The organism is Tenacibaculum sp. (genome assembly GCF_048269885.1).
Classification (GTDB): domain Bacteria; phylum Bacteroidota; class Bacteroidia; order Flavobacteriales; family Flavobacteriaceae; genus Polaribacter.
In genome coordinates, this window is the sequence record NZ_JBLWTZ010000007.1 from 35,952 (window position 1) to 62,033 (window position 26,082).

The 26,082-nt window shown below is 33.0% G+C and carries 25 protein-coding genes; 23 read left to right on the top strand and 2 right to left on the bottom strand.

The annotated features are described in order from the left end of the window. Positions 1–173 precede the first annotated feature (173 nt). The 22 genes from ricT (at position 174) to atpG (ending at position 20,973) form a co-directional block, all read left to right on the top strand. Entirely contained in the window at positions 174–1,610 is a 1,437-nt protein-coding gene (ricT, locus tag ACN0WY_RS06915; RefSeq protein ID WP_417799913.1) for a regulatory iron-sulfur-containing complex subunit RicT, read from the top strand. After that, positions 1,600–2,085: a gliding motility lipoprotein GldH gene (locus ACN0WY_RS06920; RefSeq protein ID WP_417799914.1), complete on the top strand. Its 486-nt coding sequence runs from the start codon at positions 1,600–1,602 to the stop codon at positions 2,083–2,085. The genes ricT and ACN0WY_RS06920 overlap by 11 nt, the downstream gene beginning before the upstream one ends. Further along, positions 2,085–4,364, top strand: a complete 2,280-nt coding sequence (locus ACN0WY_RS06925; protein ID WP_330487794.1) for a penicillin-binding protein 1A — start codon at positions 2,085–2,087, stop codon at positions 4,362–4,364. The genes ACN0WY_RS06920 and ACN0WY_RS06925 overlap by 1 nt, the downstream gene beginning before the upstream one ends. A 59-nt stretch (positions 4,365–4,423) precedes the next feature. After that, positions 4,424–5,125, top strand: a complete 702-nt coding sequence (locus ACN0WY_RS06930; protein WP_330487795.1) for a CoA transferase subunit A — start codon at positions 4,424–4,426, stop codon at positions 5,123–5,125. Positions 5,126–5,187: 62 nt separating this feature from the next. Continuing rightward, positions 5,188–5,517: a four helix bundle protein gene (locus ACN0WY_RS06935; protein WP_330488007.1), complete on the top strand. Its 330-nt coding sequence runs from the start codon at positions 5,188–5,190 to the stop codon at positions 5,515–5,517. A 39-nt stretch (positions 5,518–5,556) separates the two neighbouring features. Beyond that, positions 5,557–6,210 (top strand): 3-oxoacid CoA-transferase subunit B, encoded by a 654-nt coding sequence (locus ACN0WY_RS06940; RefSeq protein ID WP_330487796.1) that lies wholly within the window; start codon positions 5,557–5,559, stop codon positions 6,208–6,210. Between the two features lie 66 nt (positions 6,211–6,276). Beyond that, complete coding sequence (locus tag ACN0WY_RS06945) at positions 6,277–7,038, top strand: exodeoxyribonuclease III (protein WP_417799915.1); 762 nt, start codon at positions 6,277–6,279, stop codon at positions 7,036–7,038. Positions 7,039–7,045: 7 nt separating this feature from the next. Then, positions 7,046–8,554 carry a lytic transglycosylase domain-containing protein gene (locus ACN0WY_RS06950; RefSeq protein ID WP_330487798.1) on the top strand — a complete coding sequence of 503 codons (1,509 nt, stop codon included), beginning with the start codon at positions 7,046–7,048 and terminating at the stop codon, positions 8,552–8,554. 27 nt (positions 8,555–8,581) lie between these two features. Then, the gene (locus ACN0WY_RS06955) at positions 8,582–9,574 is read left to right on the top strand and encodes a DUF4837 family protein (protein ID WP_417799916.1); all 993 of its coding nucleotides are present in this window, start codon (positions 8,582–8,584) and stop codon (positions 9,572–9,574) included. Between the two features lie 95 nt (positions 9,575–9,669). Further along, positions 9,670–10,170: a DUF1761 domain-containing protein gene (locus tag ACN0WY_RS06960; RefSeq protein ID WP_330487800.1), complete on the top strand. Its 501-nt coding sequence runs from the start codon at positions 9,670–9,672 to the stop codon at positions 10,168–10,170. Positions 10,171–10,285: 115 nt separating this feature from the next. Beyond that, positions 10,286–11,758: a DUF5687 family protein gene (locus ACN0WY_RS06965; RefSeq protein WP_330487801.1), complete on the top strand. Its 1,473-nt coding sequence runs from the start codon at positions 10,286–10,288 to the stop codon at positions 11,756–11,758. A 20-nt stretch (positions 11,759–11,778) separates the two neighbouring features. Then, on the top strand, positions 11,779–12,474 hold the full coding sequence (locus tag ACN0WY_RS06970; RefSeq protein ID WP_417799917.1) for an ABC transporter ATP-binding protein: 696 nt from the start codon (positions 11,779–11,781) through the stop codon (positions 12,472–12,474). A 94-nt stretch (positions 12,475–12,568) separates the two neighbouring features. Continuing rightward, complete coding sequence (locus tag ACN0WY_RS06975) at positions 12,569–14,797, top strand: tetratricopeptide repeat protein (protein ID WP_417799918.1); 2,229 nt, start codon at positions 12,569–12,571, stop codon at positions 14,795–14,797. 21 nt (positions 14,798–14,818) lie between these two features. Beyond that, positions 14,819–15,226 (top strand): polymer-forming cytoskeletal protein, encoded by a 408-nt coding sequence (locus ACN0WY_RS06980; protein ID WP_330487804.1) that lies wholly within the window; start codon positions 14,819–14,821, stop codon positions 15,224–15,226. Then, positions 15,195–15,425, top strand: coding sequence for an AtpZ/AtpI family protein (locus ACN0WY_RS06985; protein WP_330487805.1), 231 nt, complete (start codon positions 15,195–15,197; stop codon positions 15,423–15,425). The genes ACN0WY_RS06980 and ACN0WY_RS06985 overlap by 32 nt, the downstream gene beginning before the upstream one ends. Then, on the top strand, positions 15,426–15,806 hold the full coding sequence (locus ACN0WY_RS06990; protein ID WP_330487806.1) for a DUF6168 family protein: 381 nt from the start codon (positions 15,426–15,428) through the stop codon (positions 15,804–15,806). Between the two features lie 124 nt (positions 15,807–15,930). Further along, complete coding sequence (gene atpB / locus ACN0WY_RS06995) at positions 15,931–17,058, top strand: F0F1 ATP synthase subunit A (protein WP_417799919.1); 1,128 nt, start codon at positions 15,931–15,933, stop codon at positions 17,056–17,058. A gap of 50 nt (positions 17,059–17,108) precedes the next feature. Continuing rightward, positions 17,109–17,297, top strand: a complete 189-nt coding sequence (gene atpE, locus ACN0WY_RS07000; protein ID WP_303505964.1) for an ATP synthase F0 subunit C — start codon at positions 17,109–17,111, stop codon at positions 17,295–17,297. Positions 17,298–17,384: 87 nt separating this feature from the next. Further along, positions 17,385–17,882, top strand: coding sequence for a F0F1 ATP synthase subunit B (locus tag ACN0WY_RS07005; RefSeq protein WP_330487808.1), 498 nt, complete (start codon positions 17,385–17,387; stop codon positions 17,880–17,882). Positions 17,883–17,889: 7 nt separating this feature from the next. Further along, complete coding sequence (gene atpH / locus ACN0WY_RS07010) at positions 17,890–18,447, top strand: ATP synthase F1 subunit delta (RefSeq protein WP_330487809.1); 558 nt, start codon at positions 17,890–17,892, stop codon at positions 18,445–18,447. 21 nt (positions 18,448–18,468) lie between these two features. Beyond that, on the top strand, positions 18,469–20,049 hold the full coding sequence (atpA, locus tag ACN0WY_RS07015) for a F0F1 ATP synthase subunit alpha (RefSeq protein WP_330487810.1): 1,581 nt from the start codon (positions 18,469–18,471) through the stop codon (positions 20,047–20,049). 63 nt (positions 20,050–20,112) lie between these two features. After that, positions 20,113–20,973: an ATP synthase F1 subunit gamma gene (gene atpG, locus ACN0WY_RS07020; RefSeq protein WP_417799920.1), complete on the top strand. Its 861-nt coding sequence runs from the start codon at positions 20,113–20,115 to the stop codon at positions 20,971–20,973. Positions 20,974–21,060: 87 nt separating this feature from the next. On the opposite strand, the gene ACN0WY_RS07025 is transcribed toward atpG, so the two are convergent. Together ACN0WY_RS07025 and ACN0WY_RS07030 are read right to left on the bottom strand one after the other, a co-directional pair. Continuing rightward, positions 21,061–22,122 carry a hypothetical protein gene (locus tag ACN0WY_RS07025; protein WP_417799921.1) on the bottom strand — a complete coding sequence of 354 codons (1,062 nt, stop codon included), beginning with the start codon at positions 22,120–22,122 and terminating at the stop codon, positions 21,061–21,063. 110 nt (positions 22,123–22,232) lie between these two features. After that, positions 22,233–23,111 carry a hypothetical protein gene (locus tag ACN0WY_RS07030; RefSeq protein ID WP_330487813.1) on the bottom strand — a complete coding sequence of 293 codons (879 nt, stop codon included), beginning with the start codon at positions 23,109–23,111 and terminating at the stop codon, positions 22,233–22,235. Between the two features lie 191 nt (positions 23,112–23,302). Here ACN0WY_RS07030 and ACN0WY_RS07035 point away from each other — a divergent pair, with 191 nt between their 5' ends. Beyond that, positions 23,303–25,996 carry an Ig-like domain-containing protein gene (locus ACN0WY_RS07035; RefSeq protein ID WP_417799922.1) on the top strand — a complete coding sequence of 898 codons (2,694 nt, stop codon included), beginning with the start codon at positions 23,303–23,305 and terminating at the stop codon, positions 25,994–25,996. The last annotated feature ends 86 nt before the right edge of the window (positions 25,997–26,082 follow it).

The window sequence follows — 26,082 nt, forward strand, 5'->3', positions numbered from 1 at the left end:
TTTTCTTTTAAAAAAAATCAATTTTCACTTTTCATTAGAATATGTATCTTTACAGATTAAGGATAGTTGTTATAAAGTAAATTTTATACGACTGAAAATCAAATAATAAAAATATTTTTTGATACTGTAAATACCACAGGTTTAAAAAATATTTCAAAAAAATATACTATCGTATGAGTTGTAGCAGTTGCTCAACTAACAAAAGCGGTGTGCCAAATGGCTGTAAGAGTAACGGAAATTGTGCAACAGGCACATGTGGAAGTGGAAATAAACTCGCTGTTTTTGATTGGTTATCAAATATGACTTTACCTTCAGGTGAAGCACCATTTAATATTTTTGAAGTCCGTTTTAAAAATGGACGAAAACATTTTTATAAAAACTCTGAAAACTTAACTCTTTCCATGGGAGATGTGGTTGCAGTTGAAGGATCTTCAGGGCACGATGTTGGTATTGTTTCTTTAGCAGGAGAGCTTGTAAGAGTTCAAATGAAAAAAAGAAAAATTACTGCAGATAGTGATGAAGTAAAGAAAATTTACAGAAAAGCCTCTCAAAAAGATATTGATGTTTGGCAAGAAGCCAGAGAAAGAGAATTAGAAACACAACGAAAAGGAAGAGAAATTGTTAGCCGTTTAGGCTTAAAAATGAAACTTTCTGACGTTGAATATCAAGGAGACGGAACCAAAGCTACGTTTTATTACACAGCAGATGAACGTGTAGATTTTCGTCAGTTAATTCGTGACTTAGCTAGCGCTTTTTCTATTAGAGTAGAAATGCGTCAGGTAGGAATGCGTCAAGAGGCAGCTCGTTTAGGAGGAATTGGCTCTTGTGGTAGAGAATTATGTTGTTCTACTTGGTTAACCGATTTTAGAAAAGTAAATACAGCAGCAGCCCGCTATCAGCAGCTATCATTAAATCCGTTAAAACTAGCAGGACAGTGTGGTAAGTTAAAATGTTGTTTAAACTACGAATTAGATACGTATTTAGATGCATTACAAAGCTTTCCAAAGCAAGATAAAGTGCTAAAAACAGAAAAAGGAGACGCTGTTTTTGTTAAGATGGATATCTTTAAAAAACTACTTTGGTACACTTATAAAGAAGAAAGTTTTAAATGGTATAAACTATCGTTAGAACAAGTTCAAGAAATTATAGAGTTAAATAAAAATAATGAACTTGCGTTACCGTTAGAAGAATATGAATTGGAGATAACCGAAGAAATTTCAGTTGACTTTGAAAATGTTGTTGGTCAAGATAGTTTAACCCGTTTTGATGTACCTAAAAAAAGTCGTAAAAACAGTAGACGTAGAAAAAGAAAACCAACAAGTAAAACGGAAGTAGATAAGCAACCGCAAACAAATAAAAGGCAAAAGAAAAAACCACAAGGGAAAACGGAAAAAACTGAAGGAGGCCAAAAAACAGAAAAAAAGAGAGTTGATAATAGGAAACCAAGACCTAAAAACAACCCTAAAACCAGAAAGCCCAAACCAGAAAATAAAACTACGGATAAACCGCAAGGGCAACCAAAGAAAACAAAGAACCCTAGGAGGAAAAATAACAATCAACGAAAAAGAAACAATAGCGATAATAAAAATAATACCAATAATGAGAAATAAAATTGGCCTCTTTTTTTTAGTAGCCATGCTATTAGCTTCATGTGATTCAAATAGTGAGTTTGATAAATATATTGCGCTTCCTAAAAGCTCATGGAATAAAAGAAATACAATACAATTTACATTTCCAATTAATGACTCTATTGGTAAGAAAAACCTTTTTATAAACCTTAGAAATAATAAAGATTATGCATACAGTAATCTTTTTTTAATTACACAAATGAATTTTCCTGATGGACAAATAATCATAGACACGTTAGAATATGATATGGCTGATGTTACAGGAAAATTTTTAGGACAAGGTTTTACAGATATTAAAGAAAATAAACTTTTTTATAAAGAAAATATAACGTTTCCCCGAAAAGGAGAGTATACTTTTAAAGTTCGACAAGCCATGCGGAAAAATGCAGAAATAGAAGGTGTTGAAGAATTAGAAGGAATAACTCATGTGGGGTTTAGAATAGAAAAAATAAAGTAATGACAGAGAAGAAAACAACAAGTTTTAGTAAGTATATTAAATGGTTTTGGGGCATTATTATAGGAGGCTTTCTATTTGTTAGCCTGCTTTTTTTGCTAGCTTCTTGGGGAGTATTTGGAGCACTACCTACTTTTGAAGAATTAGAAAACCCAGAAAATAATTTAGCAACAGAAATTATTTCATCAGATGGGAAAACTTTAGGAAAATATGCTGTTGAAAATAGAACACCCATAAAGTACAAAGACATACCAGAGAGCATGGTTAAAGCGTTAGTGGCAACAGAAGATGAACGCTTTTATGAACATTCAGGAATAGACTTTAGAGGAACAGCAAGAGCTATTTTTAAACCGGGAAGTGGAGGAGCGAGTACAATAACTCAACAGCTAGCTAAAATGTTGTTTACAGGAAAAGCTTCTCGAAATATTTTAAAAAGGGTACTTCAAAAAGTAAAAGAATGGGTCGTAGCTATTAAACTTGAGCGTCAATACACGAAAGAAGAAATCATAACCATGTATTTAAATAAATACGACTTCTTAAATCAGGCAGTCGGAGTTCGTTCTGCAGCGCGTATTTATTTTGGAAAAGAACCCAAAGAGTTAGATGTAGAAGAGTCTGCAATGTTAGTAGGAATGCTTAAAAACTCTTCTTTGTTTAATCCGTTAAGAAGAAAAGAGATGGTAAAGCAACGAAGAAATGTTGTTTTAAAACAAATGAATAGAAATGAATTTATCACTCAGCAACAAAAAGACTCATTACAAAAGTTAGGTTTAGGGCTCAATATTAATAGAGAAGGTCATAGTGATGGTTTAGCCACATACTTTAGAGAACATTTGAGAAGCATTTTGAAAGAATGGGTAAAAGAACATCCGAAGCCAAACGGAGAAGAATATAATATTTACAGAGACGGATTAAAAATTTATACAACGATAGATTCTCGTATGCAGAAGTATGCAGAAGAAGCAGTGTATGAACACATGGCTAACCTTCAATCATATTTTGACAAAGAACAAAAAAGAAATAAAACGGCACCTTTTTATGATATTAGCAAAAGTGATATAGACAAAATTATAAGAAGAGCCAAACAAAATTCAGATCGTTACAAGCGAATGAAGTTAGCTGGGAAATCTGAAGAGGAAATAGATAAAGCATTTAAGACCGAAACCGATATGCGCATTTTTACTTGGAAAGGTGAACGCGATACGGTAATGACCCCTTACGATTCAATTCGTTACTATAAATATTTCTTGCGTTCAGGTTTGGTATCTATTGAGCCTCAAACAGGTCATATAAAAGCGTGGGTAGGAGGAATCAATCACAAATACTTTAAGTTTGATGCAGTAGAGCAACAAAAACGCCAAGTAGGTTCAACATTTAAACCATTTGTATACGCCACAGCCATCAATCAGCTAAAAATGTCTCCTTGTGATATGTTACCTAATACTCCATATACAATTCCTAAGGAAAAATACGGAATGCCAGAAGATTGGACACCTAAAAATGCAGGAGGTAAATACGGAGGTGAACTGACATTAAAAGAAGCCTTAGCAAAATCAATAAATGTGATTACAGCACAATTAATTGATAAAGTCTCACCTATAAATGTAGTTCGACTTGCAGAGTCTTCAGGAATAACATCTAAATTAGAGGCAAATCCGTCTATTGCATTAGGAGCAATTGACTTATCGTTATTAGAAATGGTAAGTGCATACTCAACTTTTGCCAATAAAGGATTGCGTGTAAGTCCATTAATGATTACCCGAATAGAAGATAAAAACGGAACTGTTTTAGAAGAGTTTGTACCTGAAACTAAAGAAGTGTTAAGTGAAGAGTCTGCATATGTAATTTTAGACCTTATGAAAGGAGTAACTCAAGTAGGTTCTGGAGCTCGTTTACGATCAACATGGACATCAGGGGGAGATGCAGTAACAGGGTTTCCTTACAAGTTTACAAATCCTATAGCAGGTAAAACAGGTACAACGCAAAACCAATCTGATGGTTGGTTCATGGGAATTGTTCCTAACTTAGCAACTGGTGTTTGGACTGGAGGAGAAGATAGAGCTACACATTTTGCAGGATTAAGATATGGACAAGGTGCGACCATGTCATTACCAACTTGGGCAATTTTTATGAGAAAGTGTTATGAAGATAAAACATTAGATATTAGTCAAGAAAGTTTTGAAAAACCTAAAGATATAAGTATAAACTTAGACTGTTCAAAAGTTGAGGAACCAAAAGAAGGAGAGGAACAAGAAGCAGTACCAGACGATACAGATTTTTAGTAAATTGTAAAGTATTTAAAACCTCACTTAGTGAGTAAAGCTTAAAAACAACAACTATAATGATAAATAAAAAAGTAAATAACGTACAAGAAGCATTGCAGGGTGTACAAGATGGAATGACCTTTATGTTAGGAGGGTTCGGTTTATGTGGAATACCTGAAAATGCTATTGCTGAGTTAGTAAAAATAGGAGTAAAAGATGTTACTTGTATTTCCAATAACGCAGGAGTTGATGATTTTGGTTTAGGGTTGTTATTACAACATCGTCAAATAAAGAAAATGATTTCTTCTTACGTAGGAGAAAATGATGAATTTGAGCGTCAAATGTTGTCTGGAGAATTAGAAGTAGAATTAACACCTCAAGGAACTTTAGCCGAAAAATGTAGAGCAGCACAAGCAGGATTCCCAGCATTTTATACCCCAGCGGGTTATGGAACAGAAGTAGCAGAAGGAAAAGAAACTCGTGAGTTTGATGGAAAAATGTATGTATTGGAACCAGCATTTAAAGCAGACTTTGCTTTTGTAAAAGCATGGAAAGGTGATGCTGCTGGAAACTTAATTTTTAAAGGAACTTCAAGAAACTTTAACCCAAATATGTGTGGGGCAGCTACCATTACAGTTGCTGAGGTTGAGGAGTTAGTCCCAGTAGGAGAATTAGACCCAAATCAAATTCATATTCCAGGAATTTTTGTACAACGTATTTTTCAAGGAGAAAAGTATGAGAAGAGAATTGAACAACGAACCGTTCGCAAACGAGACTAGTCTTTAATGAATCAATTTGAAAATTTGAAAATGTAACAAAGAGAAGTGATAAAGAAAATTTAATTGTAAAATTAACTTTTGAGTTTTCTCTTGAAATCATCAAGTTTTCAGAAGAAATAAGGGCTTTACATCGTTATGAAATGGCATCTCAGGTTTTTAGAAGTGGAAGATCAATAGGAGCCAATATTAGAGCAGCACAAAATGCAGAAAGTAAAGCAGATTTTATTCATAAATTTAAAATTTCAGCGAAAGAAGCTGATGAATTAGAGTATTGGTTATTATTATGTGAACAATCAGAATTTTATCCAAGCCCAAAAAAGAAGTTACTAACAGATTTGAAAACAATTATTAAGATAATAAGTAAAATAATAGCTTCTTCAAAAAAGAAGTAATTATCAAATTTTCAAATCAACAAATTTTCAAATTAAAAAATGTTAGATAAAAACGGAATAGCGAAGAGAATCGCAAAAGAAGTAAAAGACGGATATTATGTAAACCTTGGTATCGGAATACCAACATTAGTAGCCAACTTTGTTCGTGATGATATTGAAGTAGAATTTCAATCAGAAAATGGAGTATTAGGTATGGGACCTTTTCCTTTTGAAGGAGAAGAAGATGCAGATGTTATCAATGCAGGAAAACAAACGATAACAACTATGCCTGGAGCTAGTTTTTTTGATTCTGCTACTAGTTTTTCAATGATTCGTGGAAAACATGTTCACTTAACTATTTTAGGAGCTATGGAAGTAGCTGAAAATGGAGATATAGCGAACTGGAAAATACCAGGGAAAATGGTGAAAGGTATGGGAGGAGCAATGGATTTAGTAGCCTCTGCCGACAACATTATTGTAGCAATGATGCATACCAATAAAAGGGGAGAATCAAAGCTGCTTAAAAAATGTTCCTTACCATTAACAGGTGTAGGTTGCGTAACAAAAATTGTAACCAACCTGGCGGTATTAGAAATTAAAGACAATAAATTTCACTTATTAGAAAGAGCACCGGGAGTATCTGTAGAAGAAATTCAAGCAGCTACAGAAGGAACTTTAATTGTGGAAGGAGACATCCCAGAAATGGATATTTAACAAAATTATAGGATAAAAAAAAGACGTAAAGCACTATGCTTTACGTTTTTGTATTTTAACAAATAGATGAAAATAATCTCATACAACGTAAACGGAATTAGAGCCGCATTGAAAAAAGGGTTTATAGATTGGTTACAAGCAGCAAATCCTGATGTAATATGCATTCAAGAAACCAAAGCTCACAAAGAACAATTAGATGTAACTGAGTTTGAAAACGCAGGCTATCCATATCATTTTTGGTTTTCAGCAGAAAAAAAAGGGTATTCATCAGTAGCTATTTTTTGTAAGGAAGAACCAAACCATGTAGAGTATGGTACGGGAATTGAATCGATGGACTTTGAAGGAAGAAATCTTCGTGTAGATTTCGATGAGGTATCTGTAATGAGTATGTATTTACCTTCTGGAACTAATAGTGCTCGATTAGACTATAAATTCAACTACATGGATGAAATCTTAACCTATGCTACTGAGTTAAGAAAAGAAATTCCTAACTTAGTTATTTGTGGAGATTACAATATTTGTCATGAAGAAATAGATATCCACAATCCAAAAATGAAAGGAGTATCTGGGTTTTTACCAGAAGAACGAGAATGGTTAGGGAAATTTATCAATAGCGGGTTTATTGACAGTTTCCGTCACTTACATCCAGAAAAACAAGAATATTCTTGGTGGAGCTACCGAGCGAATGCAAGAGCAAATAACAAAGGTTGGCGCATTGATTATAATATGGTAACCGAACCATTAAAAAATAAAATTTCAAGAGCATATATTTTACCAGAAGCAAAACATTCAGATCATTGCCCAATTGCTGTTGAATTAGATTTATAAAACCAAGATGAAGAAATTACTAACACTACTCCTTTTTACAACTTCAATTTTTGCGCAACAACCTGTTGATAGCTTATTCGTAGCTAAAGACAGTGTTAATATTGTAGTAAACGATTCTATAAATCCAACACAAAACCAAGAGCTATTTTCTACGGAAGATTTAAAAATGATTGATAGTTTACTAATTGAAGAAAAATTCAACTCATCATTGTTTGATAGTATTCAATATGTAATCAACGATAAAGACATCCTAGGAAATACAACCACAATTCTTACAACCGATTTATTAAAAAAAAGATTGCAAGATTTAAATGTAAAAACACCGTTTCATTTAGAGTACAACCCTGCGTTAGAAAAAGTAATAAACAGTTACTTAAAATACCGTAAAAAGTATTATCCAGCCTTAATGGCTCGTGCTCAATATTACTTTCCAATGTTTGAGCAGTACTTGGATCAGTATAATATCCCGTTAGAAATGAAGTACTTGGCTATTGTTGAATCTGCTTTGAGACCAGATGCTCGGTCTTGGGTAGGAGCAACAGGTTTATGGCAGTTTATGTATGGAACAGGAGTTCAGTTTGATTTGAAAGTAAATTCGTATGTAGATGAACGCCAAGATCCAGTAAAATCAACAAAAGCAGCCTGTCAATACTTAAGTCAACTATATAAAATTTTTGGTGATTGGGATTTAGCCTTAGCAGCATATAACTCAGGGCCTGGAAATGTGTCAAAAGCAATAAAGCGCTCAGGAGGGTATAAAAACTATTGGAATATACGTCCGTTCTTACCCCGTGAAACAGCAGGATATGTACCAGCATTTTATGCAACGATGTATATTTTTGAATACGCAGAAAAGCACCATATTTATCCTGAAGCACCTAAAATCTTCAATTTTGAAACAGATACAGTTCGTGTAAAAAGAACCATAAGTTTTGATCAGATTTCAGAAAAAACAGGCATAGACTCAGATTTACTAGCTTTCTTAAACCCGTCGTATAAGCTAGATATTATCCCATATGTAAAAGAAAAAAACTACGCAGTTCGACTCCCTCGAAGAAACTTAATGGATTTCTTAGAAAAGGAAAACGAAATTTACACTTTAGCAAATGAAGACGATGCTAAAAGAGAGAAACCATTGCCAAAATACTTCGAAATGGATAAACGTATTCGTTACAGAGTTCGAAGTGGAGACTACTTAGGAAAAATAGCTAATAAGTTTGGAGTACGCGTAAGTGATATTAAACGGTGGAATGGCTTACGAACTCACCACTTAAAAGTAGGCCAAAGATTGAGTATTTACCCTAAAAGAATGGCTGTACCAAAAGAGGTTTCAAAGAAAAAATATAAAACACCAACAGGTAAGCATGAGGTGTATGTTGTTAAAGAAGGAGATTCGTTATGGACCATTTCAAAAAAGTATCCATCAGTTTCTGTTGAAGAAATTAAAAAATGGAACAATATTTGGAGTGTTAAAAGTTTGAAACCAGGAATGAAACTTAAAATTTTTAAAAGCTAAAAAAACAACGACTAAACACCACAAACTATGAATAAACTAATAGCATTATTTGTCCTAATATTTATAACTGTTTCCTGTAAAAATAAAGGAGGGAAAAGCGACTATGTTTTACCAACATCAAATGGAAACACCAATAAAATATTAGTAGTTATTAAAGGAAATGATTGGGAAGGCAAAATAGGAGATGAGATCCGTTCTGTTTTTGGAGAGCATCAAGTAGGCTTGCCTCAACCAGAAACATTACTTTCTGTAAGTCAAATAGACCCTGTTGGATTTAGTGGGTTTATGAGACATGCAAAAGCAGTTTTAATTCTTAGAGAAGGAGAGAAAGAAAAAATAGCTGTAGAAAAAAATAAATATGCTGATCCTCAGATATTAGTTTATGCAACGGCCAAAAGCAAAGGAGATTTGGTTGATTTAATTCGCAACAGAGGAAAAGAAATAATTAAATTATTTAAAGACGAAGATGTAAAATTTACTCAAAGCATTTTTAACAAAGAAAAATTAGATGAAACTCAATTTAACACAATAAAAAAATTAGGGATTTCATTAACCATCCCAGAAAGATTTAGATTAGTTGAAGATACTGGAGATTTTTTATGGTTGCGTCAGCACTTAAAAAGTGGAATTGCAAGAGGAGATGGAACCAATAATATTTTAGTGTATAGTTATCCATTAGAAGATGAAAGCAAGGTAGAAGATAATATAACAAAAATGCGAGATACCATAGGTAAAAAATACATACCTGGAAGCAAAGAAGGAATGCACATGATTACCGAGCAGGCATATACACCATTCACTTTTGATGCAGAAATTGATGGAAGAAAAGCTTATGAAACAAGAGGGAAATGGGAAGTGAAAAATGATTTTATGGCAGGACCATTTATTAATTACACAATAATCGATAAAAAAAACAAACGGGTTCTTGTTTTTGAAGGTTTTACCTATGCACCCTCAGTAAATAAAAGAGACTTTATCTTTGAGTTAGAAGCGATAGCAAAGTCGTTAAAAATCAAATAAAAAAGATAATACCATAAGAAATAAGTAAAAGCATTAAACGTGAGTTTGATGCTTTTTTTGTTATATTTGATTGACAACCAAAACGTTATAATCTTATGAAATTTAATTTTTTAATTACAGCAATTGCTGCATTAGTACCTATGATAATGGGTTTTATTTGGTATGGACCGATGCTTTTTAAGAACGCATGGATGAAAGAGGTCGGTTTTACCGATGAATCTATGAAGGGGTCAAACATGGGGCTCATTTTTGGCTTAGCGTATGTATTTAGTTTTTTGTTAGCTTTTATATTACAAACATTAGTAATTCATCAATGGGGAGTACAATCAACTTTAATGGGAGAAGCAGGATTTATGGAGCAAACAGGAGGAGCCTATGCTTATTTTCAAGAATTTATGGCAAACTTTGGAGATCGATTTAGAACATTTAAACACGGAGCCCTTCACGGAACGATGATAGGCCTACTAATTGGCTTGCCTATTCTAGCCACTCAGGCATTGTTTGAAAGAAAAAGCGTTAAATATGTCGCTATTAATGCTGGGTATTGGATTATTACACTAGCTTTAATGGGAGGAGTAATTTGTCAATGGGCGTAAAAAACCTCTTGTAATAATATATTAAAAAGCATCAATTTTTAAATTGGTGCTTTTTTTATGTAACAAAAAACTGTAGAAAAAGACAAATAAGATAATCAACCAAAAACAAAACCAAATGATTGCACATTTTTTAAAGTTAGAGTGGAAGCAGTTTTTTCGCTCCTCTTATTTCGGAAAAAGTATTGCATTAAAAATTATCATGGGCCTTTTTGCATTGTATATGCTAGTTTCATTTTTAATGATAGGAATAGGAGGGTATTTTTTCATTAAAAAAGAATATCCAGATATAGATCCTCTTTTTTTTGTGAATGGATTTCTTGTTTTTTTACTACTAGGAGATTTAATTTTTCGCTATTTAATGCAAAAATTACCAGTACTAAACATTAAGCCGTTTCTAAACTTACCAGTAAAAAAAGAAAAGTTAGTTCATTTTGTATTAGGAAAATCAGCAGTGTCATTCTTCAATATAATGCCGTTGTTTTTTTATGTGCCTTTTTCAATAGTATTAATAGGGCAAGGTTATGATGTTATGGGGGTTTTAGGGTGGTTGTTTTTAATGCTTACGCTGGTGTTAAGTGCTAACTATGTAAATTTCCTAATCAATAAAAATAATTACGCACTGGGAGCAATGATTGCTGTACTAGCGATATTGTTTTTTGCAAATAAATACCAGCTATTTAACGTAAACGATGTATTTGCACCTGTTTTTCAATCAGTATATAATTTTCCTGCTTTTGCATTAATAGGAGTGGTTCTATTGATAGGTTTATATTATGTAAACTTTAAACTATTAAGAGAAAAAGCCTATTTAGATGATGCCATAAAAAGTAAAGATGAAGTAGCCAAGGAGTCTAATTTGTCTTTTGTTGATAGACTAGGAGATGTCGCACCATTTATTAAAAATGATATTCGTCAAATTTGGAGGAATAAACGTACCAAAACAGTATTTTTTATGTCGTTTATATTTCTTTTTTACGGAACTATTTTCTTTGGAGAAGAAACATATCGAGAAAAAATGCCTGCTTTCTTAGTCTTTGCAGCAATTTTTGTGACAGGAGGTTTTACGATAAATTATGGACAATTTATTCCTGCGTGGGATAGTGAGTACTACAACATGCTTATGAGTCAAAATATTCGTTACCGAAAATTCTTAGAAAGTAAGTGGTATTTAATGGTTGTAATGTCAGGAGCATTATACCTATTGAGTATTCCTTATGTTTACTTCTATGGAGTAAACATTTTTTTAATGATAACCGCAGGAGCAATATTTAATATTGGTTTTAACTCGCTCTTTTTGTTATTTGCAGGTTCTTTTAACCGAAAACGTATAGATCTAAATAAAAGTGGGTTTTCAAATTATCAAGGAACCAGTGCAACCCATTTTTTAATCATAATTCCCATAATCGGAATTCCTATGTTCCTATTCTGGGTTTTCAACAAGTTTGTCAGCTTTAATGCAGGAGTTTTAGCAATTGCTATTGCAGGAGTACTAGCATTAGCGTTCAAAAATTACTTTATGAACTTTATAGAAAAAAGATACATTAAAAGTAAGTACGCAGTAATACATGCATTCAGCCAAAAATCATAACAACCCAAAAACGAAACAAAATGATATTTATAAATAACATTTCAAAAACATACGGAACTACACAAGTCTTAAACTTAGAAGCGTTAAAAATACCTAAGGGACAATCTTTTGGATTAGTAGGAAATAATGGAGCAGGAAAAACGACGCTATTTAACCTGCTGTTAGATTTAATTAGACCAACTACAGGAGAAATTATAAATAATGAAGTTACTGTAAATAAAAGTGAAAATTGGAAGACGTTTACAGGGTCGTTTATAGATGAAACTTTTTTAATAGGGTACTTAACACCTGAAGAATATTTTGATTTTGTTGGTGACTTACGTGGAATGAATAAAGCTGATGTACAAAACTTCTTAGCTCAATTTGATGAGTTTTTTAATGATGAAATTTTAGGAAAGAAAAAGTATTTACGAAGTTTAAGTAAAGGAAATCAGAAAAAGGTAGGTATTGTTGCTGCAATGATGGGGAATCCGCAAGTGATAATTTTAGACGAACCTTTCGCTAATTTAGACCCTACAACACAAATTCGACTAAAAAAAATCATCAAAAAACTAACAGAAAATAACGACGTTACAGTATTGGTTTCTAGCCACGATTTAAGTCATGTAACAGAGGTTTGTGAGCGTATAGTAGTTTTAGACAAAGGAAACATTGTAAAGGATATAAACACATCGCAAGAAACCTTACAAGAATTAGAAAGCTATTTTTCTGCATAAAACAAGGTAGAAATCATCTTATAATTATTATTTTTACCTCTTTACGTACAAAAAATACAATTATTACGTTGTTGTACTGTAAAAACAATAGTATATGAAAAAAGGGGTAAAGATAATAGTATTCAGTGTTTTAGCAGCTATCGTGTATTCGTGTAGTGTTAAAAAAGATGCTTTTGTGAACCGAAGTTACCATGCAGTTACTACAAAGTACAATGTGCTTTTTAATGGAGAGCAAGCGTATTTAAAAGGACTTAACGAACTTCAAGAAAAGCACGAAGACAATTTTTGGAAACGCTTACAAATAGAACCTATATCTTTTGATGAGAGCAAACTAACGACAAAAGTACTCAACCCTGGAACAGGATTTAATGTAGATGAAGAAGAGAATAAAAGCCTTACGCCTTTTGAAAAAGCAGAAGAAAAAGCGATAAAAGCAGTTCAAACTCATTCAATGAACATCAATGGCTATGAAAGAAATAGCCAGATAGATGACGCTTATTTGTTGTTAGGAAAGTCAAGATACTATACCCAACGGTTTATTCCTGCCTTAGAAGCTTTTAATTACGTAATAGTTAATTATCCGAAAGCGGACTTAAATTACGAAACAAAAATTTGGAGGGCTAAGGCAAATATTCGCTTAGGGAATGAAAAAAGAGCAATAGAAACCCTGCTGTTGCTATTAGATGTTTTAGATGAGAAAGAAAGAATAAATAAATCAGTCAAGGAGGAAGCTTATACCGCCATGGCAATGGCTTATGAGCAAACTGATACCATTCAAAAAATGGTAGACTACCTAAAATTGGCTACTAAAACACATTATAACAGAGAGCAGTCAGCTCGAAATATGTTTGTTTTAGGTCAGGTTTATAGTGAATTAGACAGAAAAGACTCCGCAAGAATGGTGTTTCAAAAACTATCAGAATTTAAAAGAGCACCAGATAAATTCCGTATAAGAGCGAATATTGAACTTGCTAAAAATACTCCGAATGATTCAACATCAATACTAATGTTGGCGAGGTTGAGAAAACTGATTAAAAATTCTGATAACCGTAAGTTTTTAAACGAATTATATTATCAGGCAGGAGTAATTCAAGAAGGGAGAAATAATCCTGAAGCAGCAGCAGAATATTATAAAAAATCGTTACAAGCGAAACACAATAACAACTACCAAAAAACCTATGCGTATGAACGTTTAGCAAACATGGCTTTTGAAAAAGAAAACTACTTGTTAGCGGGTTCATATTACGATAGTATATTGCAAGTTGTTTCCAAAGAATTCGATCAAGAAAAAAGAATTCGTAGAGTTCGTAGAAAAAATAAAGGGCTCACAACTTTAAGGAAGTACGAAGAAACAGTTAAAAAGAATGATAGTATTCTTGGCTTGGTAGCTATGACATCAGAAGAAAGAACTTCTTTTTTTGAAGCGTACATAGAAAAAATAAAGAAAGAAGATGAAGAAAAAAGACAACAAATACTCAATGCTCAGAACTTTGGAAGCGGTTTTGGAGGTGGAACAGCTATAAATAATAATGCAAATAAAGGGAAGTGGTACTTTTACAATACGCAAGCCTTAGGATTTGGGAGAGCAGAGTTTCAAAAAATATGGGGAACACGCCCACTAGAAGACAACTGGCGATTATCAGACAAATCTATTGGTGTCGCAGACAATGTGTCAAATGATACAGATGGGAATAAAGTAAATAAGAGGTATGAGCTTTCAACATATCTTGATGCCATACCTACAGATGAAAATATAATTAATGAGCTAGTAAAAGAACGCAACGACGCATTATATCAACTAGGGTTAATTTATAAAGAGCAGTTTACAAATGAAACATTAGCCATTAAAAACCTGGAGCGTTTAAGAGAAGTTAGCACAGATGACACGTTGGAATTGCCTATAAGTTACCATTTGTATCAGATCTATAAAAAACAAGGAGAAGTAGCTAAGGCAAATGAGTACAAGACTATTATTTTACAGAAGTATCCAGAAACAAGTTTTGCTCAAATAATCTTACATCCTGATAAGAAACTTGTAGAAGAGACCAAAGAAGATGAGGTTTTAAATAAATACAAAGAAATATACTATTTATATAAAGAAAATAAGTTTGAAGAGGTTGTTAATGAGATAGATAATTTTTCAACTACCCTAAAAAATTCAAATTTAATCCCTAAATTTGCCCTCCTAAAAGCCTTGGCTATAGGTAAATATCAAGATAAAAACACCTATAAAAAAGCATTAGAGTTTGTTGCGGTTAGTTATGCAACTACACAAGAAGGTAAGAAAGCAAAAGAAATCATAGAACAATTAAATAAAACATAAACACCCTTAAATTCCCCGAATATGTTTGGTAAAGAGAGTAAAAAAACAGGAGAAAACAAAGTTGCAGAGAGAAACATTATAGGAAAAAACACTAAAATTACTGGAGAAATCATTTCTGAAGGAGATTTTAGAATCGACGGAACCTTAGAAGGAACTATAGAAACTAATGGTAGAGTAATAATTGGTAGCACAGGTTTTATTAAAGGAAAAGTAGAGTGCGCTAATGCAGATGTTGAAGGTGCATTTTCAGGAGAATTATTCGTGTCAAATACCTTAACAGTAAAATCATCGGCAAACATTACTGGAGATGTAGTTATTGGAAAGTTATCTGTAGAGCCAGGAGCTGAATTCAATGCTACTTGTGCCATGAAAGGAGCGGTAAAAGAATTGAATAAAAATGAGCAAAGACTCAAAGAAAAAACCGCTTAATAAATACATACGATTCACAGGAATCGCACTTCAAATGGGACTAACTATTTACCTAGGAAGTTTACTAGGTGAATGGTTAGATCAAAAATACCCAAACGACAATCAACTTTACGTAAAAATTTGTACACTTACAGCAGTATTTATATCTATGTACTCTGTAATAAGAGAGGTTATAAAACTAACAAATAATGATGATTAGATGATTAAACGAATTATACTTTTTACTATAGTTGCAATTATATTAGCTGCTATAGGCTTCTTTATTAATAGTTACTTCATAGAAAAAAACACGATAAATTTATCCTTTCCGTTGTTGTCAGTGTATGTGTTCAATGTAATTGCTTCACTGGTAATTTATATAGCTGTTGAGGCTGTGGTAAATTATTTGCCTAATGAAACAGGGTACTTGTATCTTGGTTTGATGTTGGTGAAGTTTGGAGTGTTCATTTTGTTATATCAAGATTCCATATTTTCTGAAACAGGTTTAACCAAACCAGAAAAAATATCGATACTAATTCCTATTCTTACTTTTTTATTTGTTGAAGCTGCGAGTGTTTCAAAGTTGTTGAATAATAGATAGTTCGCTGTTTTTTGTGCCCTTTTCTAAGCTTAGTGAAACTAAATAAAAAAACCGTTTGTAGTTTTAATTTATTGTGTACCTTTGCACGGAAATTTAGAGACCATAATTCTATATTTAACAAGGTATGATGATAGCAAAAAAACCTATCTATTTTTTAACGGTACTAGCAATAGTATTTAGTTCATTTACAGCATTCGCTGGAGGAGGAGATACAACTTCTAATTCAAATGATGGAGGAAGAGTTAACACCAAGAGTGAAATTGATGGATACATTAAGCACCACTTAGCAGACTCTCATGATTTTACATTGTTTTCATATACAAACGATGCAGGAGAGCGTAAGCATATTGGTTTTCCGTTACCTGTAATTGTTTGGACAAGTCAAGGATTAAAAACATTTATGTCTTCTGAATTTCACCACAACGATGACGGTCATGTTGTCGTAGAAAACGGAGGTGTAAAATTTGCTAAAATTCACAGTAAAATATACGAATTAAACGAAGGAGCAACAGCTGTTGCTTTTGATGAGTCTCATCACGCGACAAACGCACACAAAGTGTTAGATTTTTCTATTACTAAGAGTGTGTTTGGTATGTTGTTAGTGGGTTTATTGATGTTTTTTGGATTTAGAGGATTAGCAAGTGGGTACAAGAAAGGACCAGTGCCTACAGGTTTTGCACGTGTTTTAGAACCATTAGTGTTATATGTAAGAGACGAAATTGCACGTCCGAACATCGGAGAAAAACATTACCGTAGGTTTATGGGATTCTTATTAACAGTGTTTTTCTTTATTTGGGCTTTAAACTTATTAGGATTAACCCCATTAGGGTTTAACGTTACAGGACAAATTGCAGTTACTGTTTGTTTAGCAATGTTCACGTTTTTTATCGTTCAGTTTTCAGGGAACAAAGATTATTGGAAGCATATTTTTTGGATGCCAGGAGTTCCTGTGCTAATGAAAATTGTGTTAGCACCTATTGAAGTGTTAGGGATGTTAACAAAACCATTTTCGTTATTTGTGCGTTTATTTGCAAACATTACTGCAGGTCACTCAGTGGTTATGGGTATTGCAGCATTAATGATATTATTGAAAGCGAAGTTTGGAACTGCAGGAGCAACAAGCATTTCATTTTTATTAACCTTATTTTTAACGTTAATAGAAGTTTTAGTAGCATTTTTACAGGCTTATATTTTTACGATGTTATCATCGTTATTTATAGGGATGGCGGTTGAAGAACACGATCATCACTAAGAAAAAATTAGAATTAAAATTTTGTTTAATTATATATAAATCAATTTATTATGACACTTAATTTAGTTGGAGCAGGTTTAATCGTAATCGGAGCAGGATTAGGATTAGGTAAAATCGGAGGAAGTGCAATGGAAGCTATCGCACGTCAACCAGAAGCAGCTGGTAAAATCCAAACTGCAATGATTATTATTGGAGCATTATTAGAAGGTTTAGCATTCGGTGCTTTACTTTTAGGATAATACAAGAAAATCGAAAACAGTTCTTTAGCGGTTGGCTAAAGAACTGTTTTTAAAAAATTAAACAAAACAAAAAGAATACAATAAGTAATGGGTATATTTAATGATTTTTCGGTAGGGTTGTTTTTCATGCAACTAGTCATTCTAGCAGTATTAATATTTTTATTAGCAAAATTTGCTTGGAAACCTATATTAAGCGCATTAAATGAGCGTGAGGAAGGAATTCAAAATGCATTAGATCAAGCAGAAAATGCTCGTAAAGAAATGCAAAATTTACAAGCGGATAATGAGCGTTTATTAAAAGAAGCAAGAGCTGAGAGAGATGCGATGATGAAAGAAGCTCGTGAAATTAAAGATAAAATCATTGCTGATGCAAAGCAAGAAGCTGAAGAGCAAACTACTACTATGGTAGAAAATGCTAAAGCGACGATTAAGCAAGAGCAACAAGCAGCAATCGCTGAGTTAAAGAAGAAAGTAGGAGATTTATCTATTGAAATAGCTCAAAAGGTTGTAAGAAAAGAATTAGCTTCACAAGATGATCAATTAAAGCTTGTGGAAGGAATGTTAGATGAGGTTACTTTAAACTAATCAGTAGATGAAAGAAGCAAGAGCAGCATTACGTTACGCAAAAGCAATTTTAAATTTAGCTAAAGAATCAGGAAATGAAGCTTTAGTGAACGATAATATGAAGTTCATCGTTGATACAATTGCTGAAAGCGCTGATTTAGATGTTATGCTTAAAAGTCCTGTGATAAAAGCTGCAGATAAGCGTAAAGTTTTAAACGCACTTTTTGGCGATAAAGTAGATAACATTGTAAAAGGGTTATTTAATTTATTAGAGGAAAATAAGCGTATGGTGATGTTAGAGCCTATTGCTAAGCAATATGCTGTAATATATGATCACTACAAGAACATGAAAGTTGCTAGAGTTACTACCGCAGTAGCTTTAACAAAAGAGTTAGAAGATAAAATACAAGCAAAAATTGTAGCCCTTACAGGAAACAATGCTAGTATTGAGAATATAGTAAATCCTGATATTTTAGGAGGATTTATCTTACGCGTTGGAGATGTGCAGTACGATGCAAGCATCTCTAGCCAATTTAATGAGTTAAGGAGAGAGTTTGACAACAGTCATTACATTCCAAAAATTTAATTATACATCAAAAGAAATAAGATGGCAGCAATTAAACCAGCTGAAGTATCAGCAATTTTAAAGGAACAATTAACAAATTTTGAGTCTAAAGCTTCATTAAACGAAGTAGGGACTGTATTACAAGTAGGTGATGGTATTGCACGTGTTTATGGGTTATCTAACGTACAATACGGAGAATTAGTAGAATTCGATAACGGGTTAGAAGGTATCGTATTAAACTTAGAAGAGGATAATGCAGGAGTTGTATTATTAGGAGCTTCTACTTCAGTAAGAGAAGGATCTACTGTAAAACGTACAGAAAGAATTGCTTCTTTAAAAGCTGGAGAAGGAATTGTAGGACGTGTTGTTAACACTTTAGGACAACCAATAGACGGTAAAGGACCAATCGAAGGGGAAACTTTTGAAATGCCTTTAGAGCGTAAAGCACCAGGAGTTATCTTCCGTGAGCCTGTAACAGAACCAATGCAAACAGGTATCAAATCTATCGATGCAATGATTCCAGTAGGACGTGGTCAACGTGAGTTAATCATTGGAGACCGTCAAACAGGTAAATCAACCGTTGCTATCGATACAATCTTAAATCAGAGAGAATTTTATGATGCAGGACAACCAGTGTACTGTATCTACGTAGCTATCGGTCAAAAAGCTTCAACAGTAGCAGCAATTGCTAACATGTTAGAAGAAAAAGGCGCGTTAGCATATACAACTATCGTTGCTGCAAATGCATCTGACCCTGCACCAATGCAAGTATATGCACCATTTGCAGGAGCTGCGATTGGAGAATATTTCCGTGATACTGGTAGACCAGCTTTAATTGTTTATGATGATTTATCTAAGCAAGCAGTAGCGTATCGTGAGGTGTCTTTATTATTAAGAAGACCACCAGGACGTGAGGCATACCCAGGAGATGTATTCTACTTACACTCAAGATTATTAGAGCGTGCTGCTAAGGTAATTGCCGATGATTCTATTGCAAAAGATATGAATGATTTACCAGAATCATTAAAATCTAAAGTAAAAGGAGGAGGATCATTAACTGCTTTACCAATTATTGAAACACAAGCAGGAGACGTTTCTGCGTATATTCCTACAAACGTAATTTCGATTACTGATGGTCAGATTTTCTTAGAATCAGATTTATTCAACTCAGGAGTTCGTCCAGCGATTAACGTAGGTATTTCTGTATCACGTGTAGGAGGATCTGCTCAGATTAAATCAATGAAGAAGGTATCTGGTACATTAAAGTTAGATCAAGCTCAGTACCGTGAATTAGAAGCATTCGCTAAGTTTGGTTCTGATTTAGATGCTGCAACTTTAAATGTAATTGAAAAAGGTAAGCGTAACGTAGAAATCTTAAAGCAAGCTCAAAACGATCCTTATACAGTAGAAGACCAGGTGGCTATTATTTATGCAGGTTCTAAGAACTTGTTAAAAGATGTGCCTGTAAACAAGGTAAAAGAATTTGAAAAAGATTATTTAGAGTACTTAAATGCGAAGCATAGAGATACTTTAGATACTTTAAAAGCAGGAAAATTAACGGATGAAGTAATTGATACTTTAAGAGACGCTGCTAAAGAAATTTCAGCTAAATTTTCAGCTTAATAAAAACAAAAAAAGGCATCCCCGTGTAATAACGGGGATTTTATAAATTTTAAGTTCAATTAAATGGCAAACTTAAAAGAAATACGTAACAGAATTACTTCGATTAAATCAACAATGCAGATTACCTCTGCCATGAAAATGGTATCGGCTGCAAAGTTGAAGAAAGCTCAAGATGCTATTACAGCAATGCGTCCGTATTCATCTAAGCTTACCGAATTATTACAAAGCTTAAGTGCTACATTAGATAGCGATGCAGGTGGAGTATATTCAACAGAAAGAGAAGTAAATAAGGTATTGTTAGTTACCATAACCTCTAACAGAGGTTTATGTGGAGGTTTTAATTCTTCTATTATTAAAGAAACAGTTAAAACGATTAACAAAAAATACAGCGATGCCACTGTTGAATTATTAACAATTGGTAAAAAAGGAAACGATATTTTATCAAAAGATTATACTGTTATCGAAAATAGAAACGATATTTTTGATGACTTAACTTTTGATAATGTTGCTCAAGTTGCTGAACAGTTAATGAATTTATTTGTTGATGGTTCTTATGATAAGATAGAAATCATTTACAACAGGTTTAAAAACGCAGCGACTCAAATACCACAAGTAGAACAATTCTTACCAATTCAACCTGTAGAAGGAGCATCAAAAGCTAATTTAGATTACATTTTTGAGCCTTCTAAAGAAGAAATCATTTTAGAGTTAATTCCTAAGTCATTAAAGACGCAATTATACAAAGCAATTCGTGATTCATTTGCTGCCGAACACGGTGCTCGTATGACTGCAATGCATAAAGCAACTGATAATGCAACGGAATTACGTGATGAGTTATTATTAACCTATAACAAAGCACGTCAAGCTGCAATTACAAACGAAATCTTAGAAATCGTTGGTGGAGCAGAAGCTTTAAATAACTAAGAAAAGAGCATTTCTCAGAAATATTCTGAGAGTTAGCATAAAAAAAGCGAACCAATTTGGTTCGCTTTTCTTTTTTATATCATTTTATTATTCAAAATCAGATGCTAAATAATAGTTTTCTAAGGTTACTGGATATAAATCACTTTCAAAAAAATGATTCATAATTCGAGTAGTAACAGGACTAATCCCTGTATTTACTCCGTCTACTTCATGAGGGTAGGTCATATTTGAAGAATGGTTATAGCCAATAGTATGTCCTATTTCATGCGCAGTTATAAAACCGGTTTCTTTACGAATATAATCTCTAAGCACATGTTCAGCCAAACCAAAGGTCGCACCACCACCTAAACCAGAAACATTAACAACCTTACCACAGTTATAGCGTGGTTTGTTTAAAATAATACTGTAGGCTTCGTTTTTCTCATTTTCAGTTAAAGCAGTTGTGCCATCATTTCCAATAATATTCTCATTGATAAATTCATTTTTAAAATTATCAGAAGCAAAAACAACACCAAGGTTAATCATCAGCCCAGTGAATCGGCGAATGTCTTTTGCTGTAATATCTTCGGCCCAATTATTATCAGGATTATTCTCTGTGTCGAAGTCGTGGTATTTTATCATCCACTTTAATTTACGTAAACTTTTAAGCTTTTGGATAATTTCATTATCGCCAGTAAAATCAAATGCAATATTATTTGGGTCTATACCTGTATCTTTAAAAACAGAAAGATCAACTTCTTGGTTGCTGGTGTTTAAAAATAGTGGAGAATTATTTATAAACGGATAGTTAATCTCTTGTTTACCATGAGCTCTTATTTTATCAATTTTAAATAATTTAATTGGTTTATGAAAACCTTCTACTTCAATCGTGGCGGTAATAGTTATGTCTTCTATAGCTATTGGAGCAAAATTAGCAACTTCAATGGTTTTATTATCAATAGGTTTAACTCTTATTACCTTACTTATTTCGTACATACGAGATTCAGAAGTCATTACTTCTTGAGATTCTCCGTCTTGAAACATTAAGCTAGAATTGCTTTCAGAATCAAATGAATAGGTTGTAAGCTCAATGTTAGGAATACTTTCCTTATCACTACAAGAAAGGAATAAAAAAGAAGAACAAACGAATGTTTTAAATAATAGTTTCATTTTTGAAATTTTGGGGGTTATTTTTCGCGAATATAAACTTTACAAACCATTAGTTTTTGAAAGTTGAATAAAACAACTTGAGATTTGTTATTAAGTATGGTACTATATATTTAAGATGAAACTAAGTTGTTAACAGTCTTACTTTTTTCTGACCTGCTTTTATTTAGGTATAAGTATACAAGCAAAGGAATGAGCCCGTGAGGAAGCCTATATATTGTTAAGTATAAGTATTGATGCATAATACTCAAAGAAAAATCATAGTGAAAAGCGCTAAAAATCCTAGCCAAAGCAGTTACAAGACCCCAAAAACAAGCATACAGCAAGGCTGGTTTTGAAAGTTTAGGAATAAATATAGCAATGGCAATAATAAAATCTAAAATACCAGCTACAAATAATAGGTTTTTAGCCATTTCTTCTTGTACAGGTAAGATGTTTAAGGTCATAGTAACAAAATTACCTGGTAACGGATAAAAAACACCAATAGCGTACATTCCATGACAAGTAAACGCTAAGGCAATAAAAACTTTTAGGTAAAAAAATAAGAGAGGCGTGTTTTTGTGTTTTAAGAAATATAATAAAGCGATAGGAACTCCAAACTGAATGGTGTGTTCAAAAAACATAATGAGGTGGTAAAACTTATTCTTGGTAATCATTAAAGCTAAAAAGACTAAACTAACTGCACCTAATTTTAAAATGCTACGCATCCATTTTTTTGAGTTTTCATTAATTATAATTGAAATAACAGCACATACTAGATATAAAACACCAATACTTCTGGTTAAAATTTGGATAGCAAAATCTGTATTAAGGTTAGTAACATAGGATTGCCAACTAATGCCAAAAACAAAATTAATTACAGGTTCCAATAAATGTTGATCCCAAAAGAAACTTCTGTATGGAGCATCCCAAAATAAATGCTGGTAAGCTCTACCAAAAAAAATAAAGAAAGAAGAAATTTTTAAAAAAGTAAGAAGGGTTTTAGTACTCATAAATTAGGGTTTAAACAAAAGTAAAAATAGAGGATATGTAGTTTGTTAAAATAAGATTAGTAAACTATAAAACAATAGTTAGGTTAATGTTAGTCAGGTTATTATATAATTAATTTTAATAAAAATAACCGATTAATTTGAAAGGGAAAAAATATATTTGTGGTAACTAGTAAACTTTAAAGTCCCTCACAATGAAAAAAATTATTTTAACACTGTTATTCTTAGCAGTTCTTAGTATTCATGCCTCTAATGATAAGTACCGATTAATCATAACAGACAATCCAGCAACTACTATAATGATTGGTTGGAACCAAATTTCAGGGGCCAATCCTGTTATATACTATGGAACGACAGATAACGGAACCAACTGGTCAAATTATCCAAACGCTAAATCAGTAGACCGTTCCGTTTCTTATAAAGGAATGAGTAATACTTTTGCTAAATTAACAGGTCTGAGTCCTAACACTAACTATTATTTTGTGATTAAAGACAGTGAAGGGGTTAGTAGTCGATTTTGGTTTAAAACAGCTCCAAATACCAATGATAAAATGTCGTTTATTGCTGGAGGAGATTCAAGAAACAATAGAACACCGAGAAGAGATGCTAACCTGTTAGTTTCTAAATTAAAACCAACTGCTGTTTTTTTTGGAGGAGACATGACTAACGGAGACTCTAGTTCTGAATGGCAAGATTGGTTTAACGATTGGCAATATACCACAGCAAGTGACGGAAGAATGTTTCCTATTGTACCGACAAGAGGAAACCACGAAGGTTCCAATAATAGTATTTATAACCTGTTTAATGTTCCTTCCACAAGTGTTTATTATGATATAACTTTTGGAAACAATCTGTATACAATCTATACGCTGAATTCAGAAATCTCAGCAGGAGGAACTCAGTATTCATGGCTAAGTCAAAAGTTGAATGCTAATAACTCTATTTGGAAGTCCGCTCAATATCACAAACCTATGCGTCCACACGTATCATCAAAATCAGAAGGAAATGATGAATACGCTAGTTGGTCTCAATTATTTTATGACAAAGGAGTGAATTTGGTATTTGAATCGGATTCTCATACAGTAAAAACTACATGGCCAGTAAAACCTTGTTCAAGCGGAAGTAATTGCGATGAAGGTTTTGTTAGAGATGATGTTAATGGAACTATTTATGTTGGAGAAGGTTGCTGGGGAGCACCTTTACGATCATCGAATGATTCAAAAAACTGGACAAGAGACGCGAGTACCTTTAATCAGTTTAAATGGATTTTTGTTGAAGAATCTAAAATAGAGATTAGAACAATTAAGGTAGATAATGCGAGTAGTGTAGGTTCAGTTTCAAATCAAAATCCATTCACAATACCCTCTAATTTAGATATATGGAACCCATCTAATGGTAGTGTGGTAACAATTATAAGTAGTAACGTTAGCTATCCAGAAGTTGCAATTACAAGTCCATCATCAGGCTCATCACATACCGTAAACACTCCAGTAACAATTTCTGCTACTGCAACCGATAGTGATGGAACTATTTCAAGTGTTAAGTTTTACGTAAATAATACTTTAGTAGAAACTGATATGAGTACTCCTTATTCTTATAACTGGACACCAACAAATAATAACCAATCATATACTATTAAAGCAATAGCAACAGATAATGATGGATATGAAACTACTTCTGAAGAAGTTTTAGTTTTTGTAGGAAACGTTTCTAAAACTGTTACTTCAACAATCAATAGTACCAATGATGATGCTGAACAATATGAGTCGTCAGGGCAAATGTATATGAACAGTTCTGATTTAGAATTGGTGTATGATGGAAGCTCAAAAGGAAACCAGCATGTAGGAATGCTATTTAGAAACTTAAATATACCGGCAAATGCTACGATAACGAATGCGTATATACAATTTACGACAGATGAAACAAATTCGGGAAGCACATCATTAGTAATCAAAATTCAAGATTTGTCAAATGCACCAGACATTACTTCTCAGAGCTATAATATAACTTCAAGAAGTTATTACAGTCAATCGGTTGCATGGAATCCTAGTTCTTGGAGTTCTGTTGGAGCATCTGGAACAGCACAAAGAACGCCTGATGTAAAAGCATTGGTACAATATGTTGTGAACAAGTCTAATTGGAATTCTGGTAACTCTATGATGTTTTATATTTCAGGAACAGGAGAACGTACAGCAGAATCATATGATGGAAGTAGTGCTGGTGCTCCAAAACTTGTGGTTACTTATAGTACAGGATCTCCTGATAATGGAGGAGGAGAGACTCCAGAATGTGAGGATGTAAACGTAACAATTACTTTTGATAAATATTCTTATGAAACTTCTTGGGCTTTGAAGGATAACAATGGACAAACAGTGATAAGCGGAGGTGATTATACTCAAGGAAATGGAGAGTCTATTACTGTGTCAAAATGTGTACCTGTTGGATGTTATGATTTTACAATTAATGACGAATATGGTGATGGTATATGTTGCAGTTATGGAAGTGGTTCATATGAAATAACAAATAGCAAAGGTGACGTATTAGCTTCAGGAGGAAGTTTTGGCTCTTCTGAAACCAAACAAGTTTGTTTAAATACTTCTACTGCTGCAAAGAAGCAATTAAGAAGCCAAAAAATAGAAGAAACAAACAATTCAGAAATGAGTATTTATCCAAATCCAGCTGTTGACAGGATTTATATTAAAGGAGGGAAAAATACAGTTTTGTGGATTGCAAAAATAATAGACGTATCAGGAAGAAAAGTAATAGAAGCACCTGTAATTAATAATTCGATAGATGTTTCTGCAGTTTCAAGTAATTCAATTTACATTGTTGAAATATATGATGAATTAGGACAAAAGAAACTTTCTGAAAAGATAGTAAAGAAATAAATTAAATTAAGTAAAATATAAAAAGCCAAATTTTATAAAATTTGGCTTTTTTAGTTTTTAAATATTATTTTCGCTCTGCTATTTAA

Excerpts from the sequence above, each read along its gene's own strand:
- atpA (WP_330487810.1), top strand. The coding sequence starts at position 18,469 with ATGGCAGCAATTAAACCAGCTGAAGTATCAGCAATTTTAAAGGAACAA.
- ACN0WY_RS06955 (WP_417799916.1), top strand. The coding sequence starts at position 8,582 with ATGAATAAACTAATAGCATTATTTGTCCTAATATTTATAACTGTTTCC.
- atpG (WP_417799920.1), top strand. The coding sequence starts at position 20,113 with ATGGCAAACTTAAAAGAAATACGTAACAGAATTACTTCGATTAAATCA.
- ACN0WY_RS07035 (WP_417799922.1), top strand. The coding sequence starts at position 23,303 with ATGAAAAAAATTATTTTAACACTGTTATTCTTAGCAGTTCTTAGTATT.
- ACN0WY_RS06950 (WP_330487798.1), top strand. The coding sequence starts at position 7,046 with ATGAAGAAATTACTAACACTACTCCTTTTTACAACTTCAATTTTTGCG.
- ACN0WY_RS06985 (WP_330487805.1), top strand. The coding sequence starts at position 15,195 with ATGAGCAAAGACTCAAAGAAAAAACCGCTTAATAAATACATACGATTC.
- ACN0WY_RS06970 (WP_417799917.1), top strand. The coding sequence starts at position 11,779 with ATGATATTTATAAATAACATTTCAAAAACATACGGAACTACACAAGTC.
- ACN0WY_RS07030 (WP_330487813.1), bottom strand. The coding sequence starts at position 23,111 with ATGAGTACTAAAACCCTTCTTACTTTTTTAAAAATTTCTTCTTTCTTT.
- ACN0WY_RS06975 (WP_417799918.1), top strand. The coding sequence starts at position 12,569 with ATGAAAAAAGGGGTAAAGATAATAGTATTCAGTGTTTTAGCAGCTATC.
- ACN0WY_RS06920 (WP_417799914.1), top strand. The coding sequence starts at position 1,600 with ATGAGAAATAAAATTGGCCTCTTTTTTTTAGTAGCCATGCTATTAGCT.
- ACN0WY_RS06990 (WP_330487806.1), top strand. The coding sequence starts at position 15,426 with ATGATTAAACGAATTATACTTTTTACTATAGTTGCAATTATATTAGCT.
- ACN0WY_RS06940 (WP_330487796.1), top strand. The coding sequence starts at position 5,557 with ATGTTAGATAAAAACGGAATAGCGAAGAGAATCGCAAAAGAAGTAAAA.
- ACN0WY_RS07005 (WP_330487808.1), top strand. The coding sequence starts at position 17,385 with ATGGGTATATTTAATGATTTTTCGGTAGGGTTGTTTTTCATGCAACTA.
- ACN0WY_RS06925 (WP_330487794.1), top strand. The coding sequence starts at position 2,085 with ATGACAGAGAAGAAAACAACAAGTTTTAGTAAGTATATTAAATGGTTT.
- atpE (WP_303505964.1), top strand. The coding sequence starts at position 17,109 with ATGACACTTAATTTAGTTGGAGCAGGTTTAATCGTAATCGGAGCAGGA.
- ACN0WY_RS06945 (WP_417799915.1), top strand. The coding sequence starts at position 6,277 with ATGAAAATAATCTCATACAACGTAAACGGAATTAGAGCCGCATTGAAA.
- ACN0WY_RS06980 (WP_330487804.1), top strand. The coding sequence starts at position 14,819 with ATGTTTGGTAAAGAGAGTAAAAAAACAGGAGAAAACAAAGTTGCAGAG.
- atpB (WP_417799919.1), top strand. The coding sequence starts at position 15,931 with ATGATGATAGCAAAAAAACCTATCTATTTTTTAACGGTACTAGCAATA.
- atpH (WP_330487809.1), top strand. The coding sequence starts at position 17,890 with ATGAAAGAAGCAAGAGCAGCATTACGTTACGCAAAAGCAATTTTAAAT.
- ACN0WY_RS06960 (WP_330487800.1), top strand. The coding sequence starts at position 9,670 with ATGAAATTTAATTTTTTAATTACAGCAATTGCTGCATTAGTACCTATG.
- ACN0WY_RS06930 (WP_330487795.1), top strand. The coding sequence starts at position 4,424 with ATGATAAATAAAAAAGTAAATAACGTACAAGAAGCATTGCAGGGTGTA.
- ricT (WP_417799913.1), top strand. The coding sequence starts at position 174 with ATGAGTTGTAGCAGTTGCTCAACTAACAAAAGCGGTGTGCCAAATGGC.
- ACN0WY_RS06965 (WP_330487801.1), top strand. The coding sequence starts at position 10,286 with ATGATTGCACATTTTTTAAAGTTAGAGTGGAAGCAGTTTTTTCGCTCC.
- ACN0WY_RS07025 (WP_417799921.1), bottom strand. The coding sequence starts at position 22,122 with ATGAAACTATTATTTAAAACATTCGTTTGTTCTTCTTTTTTATTCCTT.